Annotated in this window: 15 protein-coding genes; 12 read left to right on the top strand and 3 right to left on the bottom strand. The window is 58.5% G+C overall.

What is annotated here, in order from left to right; translation table 11 throughout:
- The first annotated feature begins 97 nt into the window (after positions 1-97).
- The 7 genes from lepA to acpS all read left to right on the top strand — a co-directional run bounded on the left by lepA (position 98) and on the right by acpS (position 6,534).
- Complete coding sequence (lepA, locus tag ID864_RS09970) at positions 98-1,897, top strand: translation elongation factor 4 (protein ID WP_048915133.1); 1,800 nt, start codon at positions 98-100, stop codon at positions 1,895-1,897.
- 29 nt (positions 1,898-1,926) lie between these two features.
- Complete coding sequence (lepB, locus tag ID864_RS09965; RefSeq protein ID WP_048915134.1) at positions 1,927-2,883, top strand: signal peptidase I; 957 nt, start codon at positions 1,927-1,929, stop codon at positions 2,881-2,883.
- A gap of 139 nt (positions 2,884-3,022) precedes the next feature.
- On the top strand, positions 3,023-3,703 hold the full coding sequence (gene rnc / locus ID864_RS09960) for a ribonuclease III (RefSeq protein WP_048915135.1): 681 nt from the start codon (positions 3,023-3,025) through the stop codon (positions 3,701-3,703).
- On the top strand, positions 3,700-4,605 hold the full coding sequence (era, locus tag ID864_RS09955; protein ID WP_048915136.1) for a GTPase Era: 906 nt from the start codon (positions 3,700-3,702) through the stop codon (positions 4,603-4,605). Before rnc ends, era begins: the two co-directional genes overlap by 4 nt.
- 5 nt (positions 4,606-4,610) lie before the next feature.
- The gene (recO, locus tag ID864_RS09950) at positions 4,611-5,348 is read left to right on the top strand and encodes a DNA repair protein RecO (RefSeq protein ID WP_099753518.1); all 738 of its coding nucleotides are present in this window, start codon (positions 4,611-4,613) and stop codon (positions 5,346-5,348) included.
- A 74-nt stretch (positions 5,349-5,422) separates the two neighbouring features.
- Positions 5,423-6,154 carry a pyridoxine 5'-phosphate synthase gene (gene pdxJ / locus ID864_RS09945; protein ID WP_048915138.1) on the top strand — a complete coding sequence of 244 codons (732 nt, stop codon included), beginning with the start codon at positions 5,423-5,425 and terminating at the stop codon, positions 6,152-6,154.
- The gene (acpS, locus tag ID864_RS09940; RefSeq protein ID WP_099753519.1) at positions 6,154-6,534 is read left to right on the top strand and encodes a holo-ACP synthase; all 381 of its coding nucleotides are present in this window, start codon (positions 6,154-6,156) and stop codon (positions 6,532-6,534) included. The genes pdxJ and acpS overlap by 1 nt, the downstream gene beginning before the upstream one ends.
- Here the strand turns inward: acpS and ID864_RS09935 are convergent.
- Positions 6,531-6,785 carry a YfhL family 4Fe-4S dicluster ferredoxin gene (locus ID864_RS09935; protein WP_048915140.1) on the bottom strand — a complete coding sequence of 85 codons (255 nt, stop codon included), beginning with the start codon at positions 6,783-6,785 and terminating at the stop codon, positions 6,531-6,533. The two genes, acpS and ID864_RS09935, sit on opposite strands and share 4 nt — an antisense overlap.
- 57 nt (positions 6,786-6,842) lie before the next feature.
- On the bottom strand, positions 6,843-7,682 hold the full coding sequence (locus ID864_RS09930; RefSeq protein ID WP_191149783.1) for a MurR/RpiR family transcriptional regulator: 840 nt from the start codon (positions 7,680-7,682) through the stop codon (positions 6,843-6,845).
- A gap of 187 nt (positions 7,683-7,869) precedes the next feature.
- On the opposite strand from ID864_RS09930, the gene murQ reads away from it, so the two are divergent.
- The 4 genes from murQ to tadA are packed head-to-tail and all read left to right on the top strand — an operon-like array spanning position 7,870 to position 11,298.
- Complete coding sequence (gene murQ / locus ID864_RS09925) at positions 7,870-8,763, top strand: N-acetylmuramic acid 6-phosphate etherase (RefSeq protein ID WP_099753520.1); 894 nt, start codon at positions 7,870-7,872, stop codon at positions 8,761-8,763.
- Between the two features lie 3 nt (positions 8,764-8,766).
- Entirely contained in the window at positions 8,767-10,119 is a 1,353-nt protein-coding gene (locus ID864_RS09920) for a PTS transporter subunit EIIC (protein ID WP_191149782.1), read from the top strand.
- 3 nt (positions 10,120-10,122) lie between these two features.
- Entirely contained in the window at positions 10,123-10,761 is a 639-nt protein-coding gene (yfhb, locus tag ID864_RS09915; RefSeq protein ID WP_048915150.1) for a phosphatidylglycerophosphatase C, read from the top strand.
- Between the two features lie 42 nt (positions 10,762-10,803).
- A complete protein-coding gene (gene tadA / locus ID864_RS09910) occupies positions 10,804-11,298 on the top strand; it encodes a tRNA adenosine(34) deaminase TadA (protein ID WP_048915151.1) in 495 nt (164 codons plus the stop codon).
- Between the two features lie 25 nt (positions 11,299-11,323).
- Here the strand turns inward: tadA and mltF are convergent, their stop codons facing one another.
- A complete protein-coding gene (mltF, locus tag ID864_RS09905) occupies positions 11,324-12,781 on the bottom strand; it encodes a membrane-bound lytic murein transglycosylase MltF (protein WP_048915152.1) in 1,458 nt (485 codons plus the stop codon).
- A gap of 269 nt (positions 12,782-13,050) precedes the next feature.
- On the opposite strand from mltF, the gene purL reads away from it, so the two are divergent.
- A complete protein-coding gene (gene purL, locus ID864_RS09900) occupies positions 13,051-16,935 on the top strand; it encodes a phosphoribosylformylglycinamidine synthase (protein ID WP_191149781.1) in 3,885 nt (1,294 codons plus the stop codon).
- Positions 16,936-16,972: the final 37 nt, after the last annotated feature.

The following is a 16,972-nucleotide window of genomic DNA, read 5'->3' as shown; positions in this document are numbered from 1 at the left end:
AATGCTGCCTTTCGGGCCAGTGTCCGCCTGTGATATCACGCTCTCCTGCTTCGCATCGCGAGAGTTCCAGAATTTGTAAGGCAGAAAAATCTCAATAATGAAGCACATAAGAAACTTTTCTATCATCGCCCACATCGACCACGGTAAATCCACGCTCTCTGACCGTCTGATCCAGATTTGCGGCGGGTTAACCGAACGCGAAATGGCTGCGCAGGTTCTGGATTCCATGGATTTAGAGCGTGAGCGCGGCATCACCATTAAAGCGCAGAGCGTGACGCTCGATTACCATTCACCCGATGGTAAAACTTACCAGCTCAATTTTATCGACACTCCGGGACACGTTGACTTCTCCTATGAAGTTTCGCGCTCGCTGGCGGCCTGTGAAGGTGCATTGCTGGTGGTGGATGCCGGGCAGGGCGTAGAAGCTCAGACCCTGGCAAACTGCTACACCGCGATGGAAATGGATCTGGAAGTCGTACCTGTACTGAACAAAATTGACCTGCCGGCGGCCGATCCGGATCGCGTGGCGCAGGAGATTGAAGATATTGTCGGCATTGATGCCACTGATGCGGTGCGCTGTTCAGCGAAAACCGGTATCGGCGTGCCTGACGTGCTCGAGCGCCTGGTGCGCGACATTCCACCGCCGGAAGGTGACCCGGAAGCCCCGCTGCAGGCGCTGATCATCGACTCCTGGTTCGACAACTACCTTGGCGTCGTCTCGCTGGTGCGTATCAAAAACGGCACCATGCGTAAAGGCGACAAAATTAAGGTGATGAGCACCGGTCAGGTTTATAACGCTGACCGCCTGGGTATCTTCACGCCGAAGCGCGTTGATACCGACGTGCTGAACTGTGGTGAAGTAGGCTGGCTGGTATGTGCTATCAAGGACATTCTTGGCGCTCCGGTCGGGGATACTCTGACCCAGTCACGTAACCCCGCTGACAAAGCATTGCCAGGCTTTAAAAAAGTGAAGCCGCAGGTTTACGCCGGTCTGTTCCCCATCAGCTCTGACGATTATGAAGCCTTCCGTGATGCGCTTGGCAAGCTGAGCCTGAACGATGCTTCCCTGTTCTATGAGCCGGAAAGCTCTACCGCGCTGGGCTTTGGCTTCCGCTGTGGCTTCCTGGGTCTGCTGCACATGGAGATCATCCAGGAACGTCTGGAGCGTGAGTACGATCTCGAGCTGATCACCACGGCACCTACCGTGGTTTACGAAGTGGTGACCACCGACAACCAGATCATCTATGTGGACAGCCCGGGTAAACTGCCGCCGCTGAACAACATTGAAGAGCTGCGCGAGCCCATCGCCGAGTGTCACATGCTGCTGCCGCAGGAGTTCCTCGGCAACGTCATCACGCTCTGTATCGAGAAGCGCGGCGTGCAGACCAACATGGTTTACCACGGAAACCAGGTTGCGCTGACCTATGAAATCCCGATGGCGGAAGTGGTACTCGACTTCTTCGACCGTCTGAAGTCAACGTCCCGTGGCTACGCGTCGCTGGACTACAACTTCAAACGCTTCCAGGCGTCCAACATGGTGCGCGTCGATGTTCTGATTAACTCCGAGCGCGTCGATGCGCTGGCGCTGATCACCCACAACGACAACGCGCCGTACCGCGGCCGCGAGCTGGTCGAGAAAATGAAAGACCTGATCCCGCGTCAGCAGTTCGACATCGCGATTCAGGCGGCCATTGGCAACCATATTATTGCCCGTTCAACGGTGAAACAGCTGCGTAAAAACGTGCTGGCTAAGTGCTATGGCGGTGACGTCAGCCGTAAGAAAAAGCTGCTGCAGAAACAGAAAGACGGTAAGAAACGTATGAAGCAGGTGGGTAACGTTGAGTTGCCGCAGGAAGCGTTCCTGGCCATTCTGCACGTAGGTAAAGACAGCAAATAAGCCCGAATTCGGGCTTTGAGGGAACTGGAATGGCTAATATGTTCGCCCTGATTTTGGCGATAGCAACGCTCGTCACCGGTATTGTCTGGTGCATCGATAAGTTCAAATGGGCGCCGGCCCGTCGCGCCAAACGCGCGGCGGCGCAGGCCGAAGGCATTGCGGAAACCAAGGCTGACAAGCAGCCGGGTTGGGTGGAAACCACGGCATCGGTATTCCCGGTGCTGTTCGTGGTGTTTGTGGTGCGCTCATTTATCTATGAGCCGTTCCAGATCCCTTCCGGTTCAATGATGCCAACGCTGCTGATTGGTGACTTTATCCTGGTAGAGAAATACGCCTACGGGATTAAAGATCCGATTACTCAGACCACGCTGATCGAAACTGGCCATCCGAAGCGCGGGGATATCGCGGTATTTAAATACCCGAAAGATCCGAGCCTGGATTACATTAAGCGCGTTGTTGGCCTGCCGGGTGACCGCGTGGTGTACGATCCGTTGAGCAAAACGGTCTCAATTCAGCCCGCCTGTGATGGCGGCACGCCGTGCGATAAAGCGCTGGCAGTGACCTATTCAGACGTGCAGCCAAGCGACTTTATTCAGACCTTTAGCGGCTTCAGCGGTAACGAAGTTGGCAACGGTTTCTATCAGGTACCACAGGGCGAATCGATGCAGGGCGGCCTGCGTTTAGCCACCCGCAACGAGACGCTGGGCGATGTCACCCACCGTATTCTGCTGGTAACCCAGGCGCAGAGTCAGCCGGGTTCATATTACCAGCAGCCGGGCCAGCCGCAGTCGAGCTGGGTCGTGCCGCAAGGCATGTACTTTATGATGGGTGATAACCGCGACAACAGCGCAGATAGCCGTTACTGGGGCTTTGTCCCGGAGCGTAATCTGGTAGGCAAAGCCACCGCCATCTGGATGAGCTTTGACAAGCAGGAAGGGGAATGGCCAACGGGCGTTCGTCTCAGCAGGATTGGCGGTATTCACTAATGTTTGCCTGCGGGCAACATTAACTACGGGTGGCCTGGTCGTATACCAGGCCACTGCACACGAAACAGATCGTGTTGGTGTACAGGCTCAGCCCTGTTCCGTGTGCAGCATAATTGACGCATTCAGAAATTGGTAACGCATGAACCCCATCGTAATTAACAAGCTTCAACGAAAGCTGGGCTACACTTTTACCCATCAGGAATTGTTACAGCAGGCGCTCACTCACCGCAGCGCCAGCAGTAAACACAACGAACGACTGGAATTCCTGGGCGACTCAATTCTGAGTTACGTCATTGCTAACGCCCTTTATCAGCGCTTCCCGCGCGTGGATGAAGGCGACATGAGCCGCATGCGCGCCACGCTGGTGCGTGGCAACACGCTGGCTGAAATGGCACGGGAATTTGACCTGGGCGAATGTTTACGCCTGGGGCCGGGTGAACTGAAAAGCGGCGGCTACCGTCGTGAATCGATTCTTGCGGATACCGTGGAAGCGCTGATTGGCGGGGTTTTCCTCGACAGCGATATCCAGACGGTAGAGCAGCTGATCCTCAACTGGTACGCCAGTCGTCTCGATCAGATCAGCCCGGGCGATAAACAAAAGGATCCAAAAACGCGTCTGCAGGAGTTCTTGCAGGGTCGTCATCTGCCGTTACCATCTTATCTGGTGGTACAGGTGCGTGGCGAAGCGCACGATCAGGAATTTACTATTCACTGCCAGGTAAGCGGCATGGCAGAACCGGTTGTGGGAACCGGCTCCAGCCGACGCAAAGCTGAGCAGGCAGCGGCCGAACAGGCGCTGATTAAGCTGGGAATTGAATGAGCGAACAAACTACCCATTGCGGCTTTATTGCTATTGTAGGCCGCCCGAACGTTGGTAAATCTACACTACTGAACCAGTTACTGGGGCAGAAGATTTCCATCACCTCGCGTAAGCCACAAACCACGCGCCACCGTATTATGGGCATCCATACTGAAGGGGATTATCAGGCGATCTACGTCGATACCCCCGGCCTGCATATGGAAGAGAAAAGAGCGATCAACCGCCTGATGAACCGCGCTGCCAGCAGCTCAATCGGCGATGTTGAAATGGTGATCTTCGTGGTTGAAGGCACCAAATGGACCGCCGATGACGAGATGGTGCTGAACAAGCTGAAAGATGGCCGCGTGCCGGTGCTGCTGGCGATCAACAAGATTGACAACCTCACGGACAAAAGCATTCTGCTGCCGCACCTGCAGTTCCTGGGGCAGCAGATGAGCTTTATGGACGTGGTGCCCATTTCTGCCGAAAAGGGCGACAACGTGGATACCATCGCCAGCATCGTGCGTAAGCGTCTGCCGGAGGCTGAGCACCACTTCCCGGAAGATTATATTACCGACCGTTCGCAGCGTTTTATGGCCTCCGAAATCATTCGCGAAAAGCTGATGCGTTTCCTCGGCGCGGAACTGCCCTACTCGGTGACCGTGGAAATCGAACAGTTTGTGACTAACGAGCGCGGCGGGCTGACCATTAATGGTTTGATCCTCGTGGAGCGCGAAGGTCAGAAGAAAATGGTCATCGGTAATAAAGGCGCCAAGATCAAAGTGATCGGCACTGAAGCGCGCCGTGATATGGAAGATATGTTCGAGTCGAAAGTTCACCTCGAGCTGTGGGTGAAAGTGAAGTCCGGCTGGGCGGATGACGAACGCGCCTTACGCAGCCTGGGCTATACCGACGATCTCTGAAACTGATGGAAGGCTGGCAACGCGCGTTTGTCCTGCATGGACGCCCCTGGAGCGAAACCAGCCTGCTGCTTGACCTGTTCTCCGAACAGCACGGCAGGGTACGGGTACTGGCCAAAGGTGCCCGTTCCAAACGCTCCAGCCTGAAGGGCGCATTACAGCCTTTCACCCCGCTGCTGGTGCGTTGGGGCGGTCGCGGCGAAGTGAAAACGCTGCGCGGGGCTGAACCTGTCTCTCTGGCGCTGCCTCTCTCCGGTATTACTCTCTACTGTGGTCTCTACGTCAACGAACTGCTTTCCCGCGTGCTGGAACACGAAACGGCTTTCAGCGAGCTGTTTTTTGATTATCTGCACTGCATTCAGGGGCTGGCAGGCGTGACCGGATCGCCGGAACCCACGCTGAGGCGCTTTGAGCTGGCGATGCTCGGCCATCTTGGCTACGGCGTTGATTTCCTGCACTGTGCCGGCAGCGGCGAAGAGGTCGCCGATGATATGACCTACAGCTATCGTGAAGAGAAGGGTTTTATCGCCAGCCTGGTGGTGAATAACCGCAGCTTTACCGGACGCCATCTGCGCGCGCTGTACCAGCGTGAATTTCCCGATGCCGATACCCTGCGCGCCGCCAAACGCTTCACGCGCATTGCGCTGAAGCCTTACCTTGGCGGTAAACCTCTCAAGAGCACCGAGCTTTTTCGTCAGTTTTTGCCGAGAAAACCAGCGGACGCAGCGCCAGCCGCGGACGAATAGCCACAGGTCATACCCTTCAGGCTGCTGAACGTTGTACACTCGACAAAACCCTTCGCGATAATCTGAGGACTGTCATGGCTGAGTTGTTGTTAGGCGTTAATATCGATCACGTGGCCACCGTGCGTAATGCGCGCGGCACGCAATATCCCGACCCGGTACAGGCGGCGTTTGTCTCCGAACAGGCCGGTGCCGATGGCATTACCGTACACCTGCGCGAAGATCGCCGTCATATCACCGACCGCGATGTGCGCATTCTGCGTCAGACCATTCAGACGCGCATGAACCTGGAAATGGCCGTCACCGATGAGATGGTCGATATCGCCTGCGAGGTCGTGCCGCATTTCTGCTGTCTGGTGCCGGAAAAGCGTGAAGAAGTGACCACCGAAGGGGGGCTGGATGTTGCCGGCCAGCAGGATAAAGTGACGGCGGCAGTACAGCGCCTTAATGCGGCTGGTATTCTGGTCTCCCTGTTTATTGATGCCGACCATCGCCAGATTGACGCCGCCGTGGCGGCGGGCGCTCCCTACATCGAAATCCACACCGGTGCCTACGCTGAAGCCGCAGAAGGCCCGGAGCGTGACGCCGAGCTGGCACGTATTGCCGAGGCGGCCACCTACGCCGCAGGCCAAGGCCTGAAGGTCAATGCGGGCCACGGCCTCACCTACCATAACGTCCAGCCGATTGCGGTTCTGCCGGAGATGCACGAGCTGAACATCGGCCATGCGATTATTGGCCGGGCGCTCTTCAGCGGGCTGGCTGACGCAGTGAAAGAGATGAAGCAGCTGATGCGGGAAGCGCGTCGCTAATGGCTATTCTCGGCCTCGGCACCGACATCGTGGAGATCGCCCGTATTGAAGGGGTGATCTCCCGCTCCGGCGATCGGCTGGCGAAGCGGGTGTTGAGTGATAATGAATGGCGGCAGTATCAGGCCCATCAGCAGCCGGTGCGCTTTCTGGCTAAACGTTTTGCGGTAAAAGAAGCGGCGGCGAAAGCCTTCGGCACCGGGATCCGCGGCGGGCTGGCGTTTAATCAGTTTGAAGTTTACAACGATGAGCTGGGCAAACCCGGCCTGCGCTTTTTCCAGCACGCGCAGGAAGTGGCGAATAAGCTCGGCGTGGTACACGTCCACGTCACGCTGGCCGATGAGCGCCATTATGCCTGTGCTACGGTGATTATCGAAAATTAACCTGTCGTATGCAGTTCTACAAACTTGTCCCACAGCTGCTCATTGCTCTCAATGCGCTGTGGGTCAACAATAATGGTGTTATCAATCGGGCAGACCTGCTGACAGGTAGGGGCGTCGTAGTGTCCGATGCATTCGGTACAGCGCTCGCCGTCAATTTCGTAGAACTCATCCCCCATCGCAATCGCCTGGTTCGGGCACTCCGGCTCACACATATCGCAATTGATACATTTTTTGGTGATCAGCAGCGCCATGCTTCTCTCAGTCATTAACAGGATAAAGTATGCGGATATTATACGTGCACTGACTGTTCACACCAGTTTTTTCACCAGCGCTTCACTGTGGCGGATATGGCTGGAGGCGCGTTCAGGGTCGCGCTGAATCAGCGCCATAAACAGCAGGTCGGTCAGCGCCAGCTGGGCAGTGGTTGAGGAGATTGCCGCGCTGCGCGTGGTCTGCTCTTCTGCTACGGTGTACAGACAGTGGCTGGCGGACTGCTGCAGGGTGTTAGGCGTAAAGCCGGTGAAGGCCAGCACGGTCGCACCGATGCGCTGCGCTTCCTGCGCCGCCAGATTGATCTCGCGGCGCTCGCCGGTGTAGGAGATCGCCAGGAGCACATCGCCGGGGCTGAGCGCCTGCACGCTGGCCAGCAGCGCATGCATATCCTGCTCGGCGACGGCGCTGATGCCAATCTTCATTAGCTTCCAGGAAAAATCTTTCGCCACCAGGCCGGAAGCCCCAATACCGACCAGTACGATGCGCTTGGCATTTTTCAGCAGGCGCAGCGTTTCCAGCAGCATCTCCTCGCTGTTGATATCCAGCGTGGCGCGGATTGCCGACTGCTTTTCGGTAAGCAGCTTCTCACCGACCACCTTTAACGCATCGTCGCTCAGAATGTGGTTGTGCACGGTGATGGCATCTTTGCCAGCCAGCGACTCGCTCAGTGCCAGCTTCAGCGCCGGAAAGCCTTTGTAACCCAGCTTCTGGGCAAATTTCACCACGCTTGACTGGCTCACCCCTGACTCGTCAGCCAGCTTTTGTGAACTCAGGTGGCGCGCACGGTCCGGCTGCGACAGCAGGAAATCCGCCAGACGGCGCTCATTCAGTGCCAGGCTGGGATACAGCTGACGGATACGCAGCAGTGAGCTCATCTCTTTTCCTCTTACGAATTCAGATCCATCATATTGAATTATCTGCAATGATAACAGGCAGAGCGTTAAGTCTAGCGTTTCATTTTATTGCCGCGATGATTAAAAACAGGAAAATGCGTCGTCGCAAAGAATTAAATATTCCATTATAGTTTTTATCTTTAGAATTAAAAATTCAGTAGGGGGAATAATGAACCTTGGCTCACTGGTCTCAGAAACGCGCAACCCGGACACGCTCGACCTCGATAATCTGTCGACGCTGGCGATGGTCACCAAGTTTAATCAGCAGGATGCCACCGTTGCTACGGCGGTCAGCCTGACGCTGCCGCAGGTGGCCGCTGCCGTCGATGCCGCAGCCGCTTCTCTGGCAGCAGGTGGACGTCTGATCTACATGGGCGCTGGCACCAGCGGCCGGCTTGGCGTGCTGGATGCTTCCGAATGCCCGCCAACCTTTGGCGTGCCGCACGGCGTAGTGGTGGGGCTGATCGCCGGGGGGCCAGGCGCATTGCTGAAAGCGGTGGAAGGGGCGGAAGATGATGAACAGCTCGGCGTCAGCGACTTACGGGCGCTGGATCTGACCGCTAACGATATGGTGGTCGGGCTGGCAGCATCGGGGCGCACGCCTTACGTGATCGGCGCGCTGCGCTATGCCCGCCAGCAGGGCTGCCGTACAGCAGCAATCTCCTGTAATCCCGACTCGCCAATTGCCCATGAGGCGGAAATCGCTATCTCCCCGGTGGTTGGCCCGGAAGCGCTGACCGGATCCACACGGCTGAAATCCGGCACCGCTCAGAAGCTGGTACTGAATATGATCTCGACCGGTGCGATGGTCAAAATCGGCAAGGTGTATCAAAACCTGATGGTCGATATGCAGGCCACTAATATCAAGCTGGTCGATCGCGCACGCCGCATGGTGTGTGAGGCCACCGGCTGCCAGCCCGAGCAGGCCGATGCGGCGTTACAACAGGTTCATCACGAGGTGAAAACGGCAATTCTGATGATCCTGGCGGACATCCCAGCCCCTGAGGCTAAACAGCGCCTGCTACAGCATCATGGCTTCCTGCGTGCGGCACTGAAAGGATAAGGCATGGAAAAGTCTACCCGGCTGGCGCAGGTGCTGCTGCAGGGCATTGGCGGCGCGGCCAATATCATTAAACTGGAAAACTGCATGACGCGGGTGCGCGTTGAGGTCAGCGATGAAGGGCAGCTGCAGCTCAACGATTTGCGCCAGCTGGAGGGCGTAAAAGGCTACGTCAAGCAGGGGAGCCAGCACCAGTTTATCGTCGGTCCCGGCGCGGCAGCCAAAGTGGTGGAGGCGATGCGCAGCCTGATGAGCCCTGCGGCGATCGACAGCGTGCGTGAAAACAGAGCGCGGGCTAAGGCGAAATATCATGCTCCGCTCAGTGACGCACTGCGCCAGCTGGCGAACGTATTTATCCCGCTGATCCCGGCATTTATCGCCTCCGGGCTGATCACCGGGGTGATTAACATCGTTAAGCGCCCGGATATCGTCGGCGATATCGCAACGCAGTATCCCAATCTTCTCGGACTGGCGGCGATCTTCGGCAGCGCGATTTTCACCATTATGAATATTCTGGTCGGCGTGAACACCGCCCGCGTATTTGGCGGCTCGACCGCGCTGGGCGGCGTGATGGCCGGGATACTCTCCAGCCCGGCGCTGGCAAATATCACGCTGTTTGGGGAACCGCTGGTGCCCGGGCGCGGCGGGGTGATCGCGGTGCTGCTGGTGGTCGCGCTGATGTGCTGGATTGAAAAACGGCTGCGCGCGCGCCTGCCGGAGTCGCTGGAGCTGATCCTCAATCCGCTGCTGACGACACTGATTACTGCCACGCTGGCGATTGTGCTACTGCAACCGTTGGGCGGCACGATCTCCGATGCCATCGCGCACGGTGCCACGCTGGCTATCGATCGCGGTGGCGTGCTGGTCGGGGCGCTGCTGGCAGGAACGTTTCTGCCGCTGGTGCTCACCGGGCTGCACCAGGGGATGGTGCCAATCCACGTGGAGCTGGTGCAGGCACACGGTTCTAACGCGCTGCTGCCCATTTTGGCAATGGCTGGCGTCGGGCAAATTGGCGCATCCGTGGCGGTGCTGCTGAAAACCCGTAACGCACGGCTGAAAAAGCTGGTGAAAGGGGCGCTGCCGGTTGGCATTCTGGGCGTGGGGGAGCCGCTGATCTTCGGCGTCACCCTGCCGCTTGGCCGCCCGTTTATCGCCGCCTGTCTTGGCGGGGCGGTGGGCGGTGCAGTAATCAGCTATGCTAAGGTCGCTACCCTGATCACCTTTGGTCTCTCCGGCTTGCCGCTGGCGCTGACCATTGTGGCTGGAAAAGTGATGATGTATCTGGCAGGCTGGCTGACAGCTGCTGTATGCGGTTTCCTGTTTGCCTGGTTTATGGGCTTTAACGATCCTGAGGAGTAAGGTTTGACATCCAGTCGCCAACGACGCGTGGTATTTTTCGACCTTGATGGCACCCTGCACCAGCAGGATATGTTCGGCACCTTTATGCGCTGGCTGCTCTGGCGCCAGCCGCTTAATCTGCTGCTGGTGGTGCCGCTGCTGCCGGTGATAGGTGCCGGGTTGCTGATTAAGGGCCGGGCAGCGCGCTGGCCGATGAGCCTGCTGCTGTGGTCGATCACCTTCGGCCACAGTGAAGCGCGCCTGCAAGCGCGCGAGCAGCAGTTTGCCCGCTGGTTTCGCCAGCGCGTCACCGCGTTTCCGGTGGTGCAGCAGCGGCTGACGGATTACCTGCGCAGCGAAGATGCCGATGTCTGGCTGATCACCGGCTCCCCGCAGCCGCTGGTGGAGCAGGTCTACTTTGATTCGGCATTTCTGCCGCACGTCAAACTGATCGCCAGCCAGATGGCGCGCGCCCACGGCGGACGCGTACTGGCGATGCGCTGTCTTGGCCATGAAAAGGTGGCGCAGCTGGAAGAGCAGATCGGCACCCCACTGCAGTTATGGAGCGGCTACAGCGACAGCAAGCAGGACAATCCGCTGCTGTTTTTCTGCCAGCATCGTTTTCGCGTGACGCCTGCGGGTGAGCTACAGCAACTGGACTGAACTGGTATATAATGTCGCGCTTTTTTTCTGCCGGAGACTCAGGTGAGCGACAATAACGACGAATTCTGGATGCGCCATGCGCTGACGCTGGCCCAACGCGCCTGGGATGAAGGGGAAGTGCCGGTTGGCGCGGTGCTGGTTCACCACGGGCAGGTGATTGGCGAGGGCTGGAATCGGCCGATTGGCCACCACGATCCGACCGCACACGCGGAGATCATGGCGATCCGCCAGGGCGGCAAAGTGATCGAGAACTACCGCCTGATTGATACCACGCTGTACGTGACGCTGGAGCCGTGCGTGATGTGTGCCGGCGCGATGGTGCATGGCCGCGTCGGGCGGCTGGTGTTTGGCGCCCGCGATGCCAAAACGGGCGCGGCCGGTTCACTGATGGATGTACTGGGCCACCCGGGCATGAATCATCAGGTGAAGATTGAACAGGGGATTTTGGCCGAAGAGTGTGCGGCGCTGCTCAGTGATTTCTTCCGTCAGCGCCGGGCGCAGAAAAAAATCGAGCGGCAGCGACGTTCAGAATCGTAGGGTCCGGGCATGCCCGAACCGTTATTTAATTCATCGCAATCTTCGGCTCGACCGCCGGATAACCCTGGCCCAGTTCGGCTTCCATCGCCGCCTGCTGTGCCAGCTTACGCTCCTGATCCTGCAAATATCCTACCAGGCTTATCTGATACTTACGGATATTCTCTACATAAGCATAGGCTTCGTGGCCACGCGCATAGCCGTAGTTAGTCTGGCTGTAATAGCGCTTCTGGCTGAGCATCGGCAAGCGCATCTTCACATCTGCCCAGCTGTCAGGATTGCCTTTCTGCTTCTCCGTCAGCTTGCGCGCATCAAGCATATGCGCATAACCCATGTTATAGGCGGCCAGTGCGAACCAGATGCGCTCATCCTCCGGGATGGTCGGCGGCACCTTTTCCATCATGCGTACCAGATACTCACTGCCGCCGCGAATACTCTGTTCCGGATCGGTACGATCGGTGACGTTCAGGCTGTCGGCGGTGTTACGCGTCAGCATCATCATGCCGCGCACCCCGGTAGGTGAGGTGGCCTGCGGGTTCCAGTGCGACTCCTGGTAGGAGATCGCGGCCAGCAGCTTCCAGTCTATCTCCTGCGCGTACTTCTCAAACAGCGGCTGGATATCCGGCAGTGTCTCATCAATGGCGCGCAGGAAGGTGCGGGTATCGACGTAATCAAAGGTGCCAACGTGACCTAAATACTTCTCGTCGAGGCGCGCCATCGCGCCTTCCTCGCCCATTTGATTGAAGAAGTCGAGCAGGGCGGCGTTCAGGCTGTCATCCGCTTCGCGCTGCATATACCAGGTGACCGGCTCCTCATCGGTGATATCAAACGCCACGGCCAGCTGAGGATGGATACGCTGCATCAGGGCAATCGTGACCGAGTCGCCCACCGTATAGTCGAGTTTGCCGTCGGCCACCGCTTCCAGCTGCGCCTGGGGTGTCTGGTCGGTGGCGATCGCCCAGTCAAGATCGGGATACTGATGCTCCTTCACCGCGCGCAGCGTTGAGAGGTAAGCCGACCCTGACGCTACCGTCAGGCGTCCTTTCAGATCGCCAAGGTTTTTCGGGCGCGGCGCACCGATGCGATACACCAGCTGCTGGGAAACTGAATAGTAGGAAGGACCGGTGCGAAAACGCGCCAGCCGCTCATTGTTATAGATTAGACCGGCCGCCAGCACGTCTGCTTTGTCATCTTCGAGATCGTCAAACAGATCGCTCAGGTTCGGGCGGACGGTGACCTGCAGCTTCACCCCTAAATAATCGGCAAAGCGTTTCGCCAGCTCGTAGTCCATACCGGCCGGTGATTTATTTACTGTGTAGTAAGTCAGCGGGGAATTTATGGTGCTGACGCGCAGCACTCCCCGCGATTTTATCTGCGCAATACGGTCGGTAGAACCGCCGTACCAGGGGATCGAGGGCCACAGTGCAAGCGCAAGCAGCACTGTGATCAGCCCGATCAGCAGATAGTTTAATTTAAGGCGTTTCAAATAGTTATCTCTCGGTGGCTCTCAGGTATCTGTCTTTTATGGCAGTATTTATTGTCTATAATTGGTCCTGAGCGTGGGGCATTTTGCGCAACTCCGCGCTGCTCCGCAACTGAATTCAACCTGATTTGCGTGTTTTTCAGCCAATTCTGCACGGCGATTAATTCTGCGCAAACGGTTTCGTAACGGGTGGGGATTCTCTATAATAGCGCCCGTTTTCCCTGTTGCGCCCAATGAAGCGTCGCCCGGCGCTTCGAGACGAGAGATCTTTAATGATGGAAATTCTGCGTGGTTCGCCCGCTCTGTCGGCATTTCGTATTAACAAACTGCTGACCCGCTTTCAGGACGCTCACCTGCCAGTGAGTGATATTTACGCCGAGTACGTCCATTTCGCCGATGTCAGCGCGCCGCTGAGCGAGGATGAAAAGTCCCGCCTGCAGCGTCTGCTGAAATACGGTCCCTCTCTCGCTGAGCATACCCCGGAAGGCCGTCTGCTGCTGGTGACCCCGCGTCCCGGCACGATTTCGCCGTGGTCTTCAAAAGCGACTGACATTGCCCACAACTGCGATCTGCCGCAGGTGCTGCGCCTTGAGCGCGGCCTGGCCTTCTATGTGCAGGCACCTCAGCTGACGGAAGCACAGTGGGGCCAGCTGGCATCGCTGCTGCACGACCGCATGATGGAGTGCGTGTTTAGCGACACCGCCCAGGCCGAAGCCCTGTTCGCCCATCATCAGCCTGCGCCGCTGCAAAGCGTCGATGTGCTGGGTGAAGGCCGTAACGCGCTGGTGCAGGCCAACATCAAGCTGGGCCTGGCGCTGGCCGATGACGAGATCGACTATCTGCTGGCGGCGTTTGAAAAGCTGGGGCGCAACCCGAACGATATCGAGCTGTATATGTTTGCTCAGGCTAACTCTGAGCACTGCCGCCATAAAATCTTCAACGCCGACTGGGTGATTGATGGTGCGGCGCAGCCGAAGTCGCTGTTCAAGATGATCAAAAACACCTTTGAGAAAACCCCGGACCACGTGCTGTCAGCTTATAAAGATAATGCCGCGGTAATGGAAGGTTCTCAGGTTGGGCGTTTTTACGCCGACCAGCAGGGCAACTACGACTTCCATCAGGAAGAGGCGCATATCCTGATGAAGGTGGAAACCCACAACCACCCGACGGCGATCTCCCCGTGGCCGGGTGCCGCGACCGGTTCCGGTGGCGAAATTCGTGACGAAGGCGCAACGGGGCGCGGCGCCAAGCCGAAAGCCGGTCTGGTGGGCTTCTCGGTCTCTAACCTGCGCATTCCGGGCTTTGAGCAGCCGTGGGAAGAGGACTTCGGCAAGCCGGACCGTATTGTTACCGCGCTGGATATCATGACCGAAGGCCCACTGGGCGGCGCGGCATTCAATAACGAATTCGGTCGCCCGGCGTTGAACGGCTACTTCCGTACCTATGAAGAGCGCGTCAACAGCCACAACGGCGAAGAGCTGCGCGGCTACCACAAGCCGATCATGCTGGCGGGCGGCATTGGTAACATCCGTGCTGACCACGTGCAGAAAGGCGAAATCACCGTGGGCGCCAAGCTGATTGTGCTGGGTGGCCCGGCGATGAATATCGGTCTGGGCGGCGGTGCCGCTTCATCTATGGCCTCCGGCCAGTCGGATGCCGACCTCGATTTCGCCTCCGTTCAGCGCGACAACCCGGAAATGGAGCGTCGTTGCCAGGAAGTGATTGACCGCTGCTGGCAGCTGGGCGAAGAGAACCCAATCCTGTTTATCCACGACGTCGGCGCGGGCGGCCTCTCCAACGCCATGCCTGAGCTGGTCAGCGATGGCGAGCGCGGCGGGCGTTTCAACCTGCGTGACATCCTCAATGATGAGCCGGGCATGAGCCCGCTGGAAGTGTGGTGTAACGAGTCGCAGGAGCGCTACGTTCTTGCCGTGGCGCCGCAGAGCCTGGCGCTGTTTGATGCGCTGTGCAAACGCGAGCGCGCGCCCTACGCGGTGATCGGTGAAGCCACCGAAGAGATGCACCTCTCGCTGGCGGATAGCCATTTCGACAACACGCCGATTGATATGCCGCTCGACGTGCTGCTGGGTAAAACCCCGAAAATGACCCGCGATGTCACCACGCTGAAAGCCAAAGGCGAGGCGCTGGTGCGTGATGATATCAGCATTGCCGACGCGGTAAATCGCGTGCTGCACCTGCCAACCGTGGCGGAAAAAACCTTCCTGATCACCATCGGCGACCGCTCGGTTACCGGCATGGTGGCGCGTGACCAGATGGTGGGTCCGTGGCAGATCCCGGTCGCCAACTGCGCGGTGACCACCGCCAGCCTCGACAGCTATTACGGTGAAGCGATGGCGCTGGGCGAACGCGCTCCGGTTGCGCTGCTCGACTTCGCCGCCTCCGGTCGTCTGGCCGTTGGCGAAGCGCTGACCAACATCGCCGCGACGCAGATTGGTCCGCTGACGCGCATCAAGCTGTCGGCAAACTGGATGGCCGCAGCCGGCCACCCGGGTGAAGATGCCGGTTTGTATGAGGCGGTGAAAGCGGTCGGTGAAGAGCTGTGTCCGGCGCTGGGGATTACTATCCCGGTCGGTAAAGACTCGATGTCGATGAAAACTCGCTGGCAGCAGGGCACCGAGCAGCGTGAGATGACCTCGCCGCTGTCGCTGGTGATCACCGCCTTTGCCCGCGTGGAAGACGTGCGTAAAACCGTCACGCCGCAGCTGCAAACCGTGGATAACGCCCTGCTGCTGATTGACCTCGGCAAAGGCGTGAACGCGCTGGGTGCTACCGCGCTGTCACAGGTTTACCGTCAGCTGGGCGATAAGCCTGCCGACGTGCGTGACGCGCAGCAGCTGGCTGGCTTCTATAATGCCATCCAGGCGCTGGTGGCCGACGGCAAACTGCTTGCCTACCACGACCGTTCCGATGGTGGTCTGCTGGTGACGCTGGCAGAGATGGCCTTTACCGGTCACTGCGGCGTGGCAGCCGATATTGCCGCGCTGGGCAGCGACAGCCTGGCCGCGCTGTTTAACGAAGAGCTGGGTGCCGTGATTCAGGTAGCCGCCGCCGATCGCGCCGCGGTTGAGCAGGTATTTGCGGCGCACGGCCTGGCGGAGTGCGTCCACGTGCTGGGCAAGGCGGTAGAAGGCGACCGCTTCACCATTACTTCCGGTGACTCTGTGGTCTACAGCGAAAGCCGTACCACGCTGCGTACCTGGTGGGCAGAAACCACCTGGCAGATGCAGCGCCTGCGTGATAACCCGAGCTGTGCCGATCAGGAACACGAGGCGAAGAAAGACGACCGCGATCCCGGCCTGAACGTGGCGCTGACCTTCAAGCCACAGGAAGATATCGCTGCACCGTACATTGCTACCTGTGCGCGCCCGAAAGTTGCGGTGCTGCGCGAGCAGGGCGTTAACTCCCACGTTGAGATGGCTGCCGCCTTCCACCGCGCGGGCTTTGATGCGGTTGACGTGCATATGAGCGACCTGCTGGCCGGTCGTCGTGGCCTGGATGACGTGCAGGCGCTGGTTGCCTGTGGCGGCTTCTCCTACGGCGACGTGCTGGGCGCGGGTGAAGGCTGGGCGAAGTCGATTCTGTTTAACGCCCGCGTGCGTGACGAGTTCGAAACCTTCTTCCATCGTCCGCAGACCCTGGCGCTGGGCGTGTGTAACGGTTGCCAGATGATGTCCAACCTGCGCGAACTGATCCCGGGTAGCGAAGAGTGGCCGCGCTTTGTGCGTAACCAGTCCGAGCGCTTTGAAGCGCGCTTCAGCCTGGTCGAAGTGGCTGCCAGCCCGTCACTGCTGCTCGACGGTATGGTTGGCTCGCGTATGCCAATCGCGGTCTCGCACGGCGAAGGCTTCGTGGAAGTGCGCGATGAAGCGCACCTCGGCCAGCTGGAGCATAAAGGCCTGGTGGCGCTGCGCTTCGTGGATAACTTCGGCAAGGTGACCCAGCAGTATCCGGCGAACCCGAACGGCTCACCTAACGGCATTACGGCGGTGACCAACGAAAGCGGCCGTGTGACCATCATGATGCCGCACCCGGAGCGCGTCTTCCGCACCGTCAGCAACTCCTGGCACCCGGCAGAGTGGGGCGAGGACAGCCCGTGGATGCGTATCTTCCGCAATGCGCGTAAGCAGCTGGGCTAAGCCTGTGCGGGAGCGTTAAACAACAACCGGTCTCTGG

It is taken from the genome of Erwinia aphidicola (assembly GCF_014773485.1).
GTDB classification, from domain to species: Bacteria; Pseudomonadota; Gammaproteobacteria; order Enterobacterales; family Enterobacteriaceae; genus Erwinia; species Erwinia aphidicola.
Note: the sequence above shows the minus strand (reverse complement) of the source record. Positions and strands in the feature narration are given on the sequence as shown.